Origin of the sequence: Streptomyces sp. NPDC006997 (assembly GCF_040635175.1) — a bacterium.
GTDB lineage: Bacteria > Actinomycetota > Actinomycetes > Streptomycetales > Streptomycetaceae > Streptomyces.
In genome coordinates, this window is sequence record NZ_JBEYHH010000091.1 from 1 (window position 1) to 2,871 (window position 2,871).

The following is a 2,871-nucleotide window of genomic DNA, read 5'->3' on the forward strand; positions in this document are numbered from 1 at the left end:
CGTCTGATGGGTGCTCTGCCCGCGGGTGGTGGCATGGTCGCGGTGCAGGCGACTGAGGCCGAGGTGGTCGAGTCGCTGGTCGGGTTCGAGGGGCGGTTGTCGGTTGCCGCGGTGAACGGCCCCACGGCCGTCGTGGTGTCCGGCGATCTCGATGCCCTGGAGGAGTGGCTGCCGCAGTGGCAGCAGGAGGGTCGTAAGACGACGCGACTCAAGGTCAGTCACGCCTTCCACTCCCCGCTCATGGAACCGATGCTGGACGAGTTCCGTGCGGTGGCTGAAGGTCTCACCTTCCACACACCGAACATCGCGGTCGTGTCGAACGTGACCGGCACGTTGGTGTCGAGTGAGCTGACGGATCCGTCGTACTGGGTTTCTCATGTCCGTGAGGGGGTCCGTTTCGCCGACGGGGTGCGGACCCTCGCAGCCGAAGGCGTGACCCGCTTCGTCGAGGTCGGCCCGGACGCCGTACTCACCGCTCTCGCGCAGCAGACGCTGGACGTCGAGGACGCGGTGTTCGCCCCTGTGCTGAAGGCGCGGGTGCCGGAGGTGGAGGCGTTCGCGGCGTTCCTCGGTCACGCTCATATCGCCGGACTCCCGGTCGACTGGGACGCCTTCTACACCGGCTCCGGCGCCCAGCGCGTCGACCTGCCCACCTACGCCTTCCAACGCGAACGCTACTGGCTGCCGTCTGGCTCGGTCGGAGCGGTCGATCCGGCCGCGGCCGGTCTCGCACGGGTGGACCACCCCGTACTCGCTGCTGGAGTGCGGGTGGGCGACCGGGACGAGTGGCTGTTCACCGGCCGCCTGTCCACCGAGACACAGCCGTGGACGGCCGAGCACGTGCTGCTGGGCAACATGGTGGTGCCCGGCACCTCTCACATCGAACTCGCCTTGGCCGCGGGGCGCCAGGCGGGCAGTCCGGTCGTCGAGGAACTGGTCCTTGAGGCACCCCTGATCCTGCAGGACGACCAGCCTGTCCAGGTCCAGGTCACCGTCGGTGAGCCCGACGAGGACGGCCGTCGCTCTGTCGCGATCTACTCCCGGCCCGAAGCCGGGGGTGAGATCGGGCACGAGGCGGTCTGCCACGCCCGGGGCACGCTCGCCGCCGACACGGAGCGGGCGGCGAACTGGCCTGCCGAATGGCCGCCGCGTGAGGCCGAGGCGATCGCGGTCGAGGACGCGTACGCACGCCTCTCCGACATCGGGTACGACTACGGCCCCGTCTTCCAAGGGCTGCGCGCGCTGTGGCGCGACGGTGCGGACGTGTACGCCGAGGTGGAGCTGCCCGACGACACGGACACCGCGGGCTTCGGCATCCACCCCGCGCTGTTCGACGCCGCGCTGCAGAGCGGCGCCGCCGTCCTGCTGCTGGAGGGCGAGAACGGTGAGCGCAAGATGCCGTTCAGCTGGTCCGGCGCACGGCTCGCGACCCGCGGAGCGACTCGACTGCGCGTGCGTACCGTCGCGACCGGCGACTCCGCACTGCGGCTTGACGCCGTGGACACGTCCGGTGCCCAGGTCGTCTCGGTCGAGTCCATCGCCGTACGCCCGGTCGGCCAGGAGCAGCTGGCCGGTGCCCAGCGGGGAAGCGCCAACGCGCTGTTCCGCGTCGACTGGGCGGAGGTCCCCGCCGGGGCCAGCCCCGCTCCGGTGACCGTCGAGGTGCTCGGGCGCCCGAACGGATACGCCGACCTCGCCGCCCTCACCCGTGCCGTTGCCGACGGCATCGCGGCCCCGGACCTCGTCGTCGCCCTCATCGAGGGCCCGGCTGGACCCACGGTGACGGCCACCCGCGCCGTTTCCGAGCACACCCTGCGGCTGGTGCAGGAGTGGGTGGCCGACACCGCTCTCACCGGCTCGCGCCTGGTGGTGGCGACGCGGCGCGCGGTCGCGGTCGGTGACGAGGCACCGGACCTGGCGGTCGCACCCGTTTCGGGCCTCGTGCGCAGCGCGCAGTCCGAGCACCCGGGACGCTTCCTCCTGGCCGACTTCGACTCCCTCTCCGTCCTTGACTTCGGTATGACACCCGACGGCGACGGGCCGGGCTGGGCGGCCCTCGCGGCCGCGGACGAGCCGCAGCTCGCGGTGCGCGACGGCCGACTCCTTGCCCCGCGACTGGCCCGGGTGAGCGCGACGCCGTCCCGCGTGCCGCTCTCCGACGGTACGGTCCTGATCACCGGCGGCACCGGAGGGCTCGGCGCCCTGGTCGCACGGCATCTCGTTGAGTCGCACCAGACGCGCAGTCTGCTGCTGCTCAGCCGTCGTGGCATGGCGGCCGACGGCGCTGCGGAACTGGTCGGTGAGCTTCAGGCGTCAGGCGCCCGGGTGCGGGTGGAGGCGTGCGACGTCGGTGACCGGGAGCAGTTGGCCGGGTTGATCGGTTCGTTGGAGCGTCCGCTCAGTGCGGTGGTGCACGCGGCGGGTGTGCTGGATGACGGTGTGATCGAGTCGTTGACGGCGGAGCAGGTGCAGCGGGTGCTGCGGCCGAAGGTCGACGCGGCGGTGTATCTGCATGAGCTGACCGCGGACATGGACCTGTCGGCGTTCGTACTGTTCTCCTCGGTCGCGGCGCTGGTCGGCAGCTCCGGACAGGCCAACTACGCCGCGGCCAACGCGTTCCTGGACGCCCTCGCCGCCGCCCGCCGAGCCGAGGGGCTGCCAGCGACCTCGCTGGCATGGGGTCTCTGGGCGAACGCGACCGGTATGACCGGCACCCTGGACGAGGCCGAACTGGCCCGGCTGGCCCGGCAGGGCGTCGGAGCCCTGTCCGTCTCTCTCGGTCTGGAGTTGTTCGACCGGGGGTTGGGGCTGGGGGAGGCGCTGGTGGCGCCTGTGTTGTTGGATCCGGGGGCGTTGCGGTCGCAGGCTCGG

General features: G+C 71.8%; 1 protein-coding gene. It reads left to right on the forward strand.

The window, feature by feature from the left end; genetic code table 11:
- Positions 1–6: 6 nt before the first annotated feature.
- Positions 7–2,871 (forward strand): SDR family NAD(P)-dependent oxidoreductase (locus ABZ659_RS35760; RefSeq protein WP_360229162.1); only part of this gene is annotated, 2,865 nt, incomplete at its 3' end.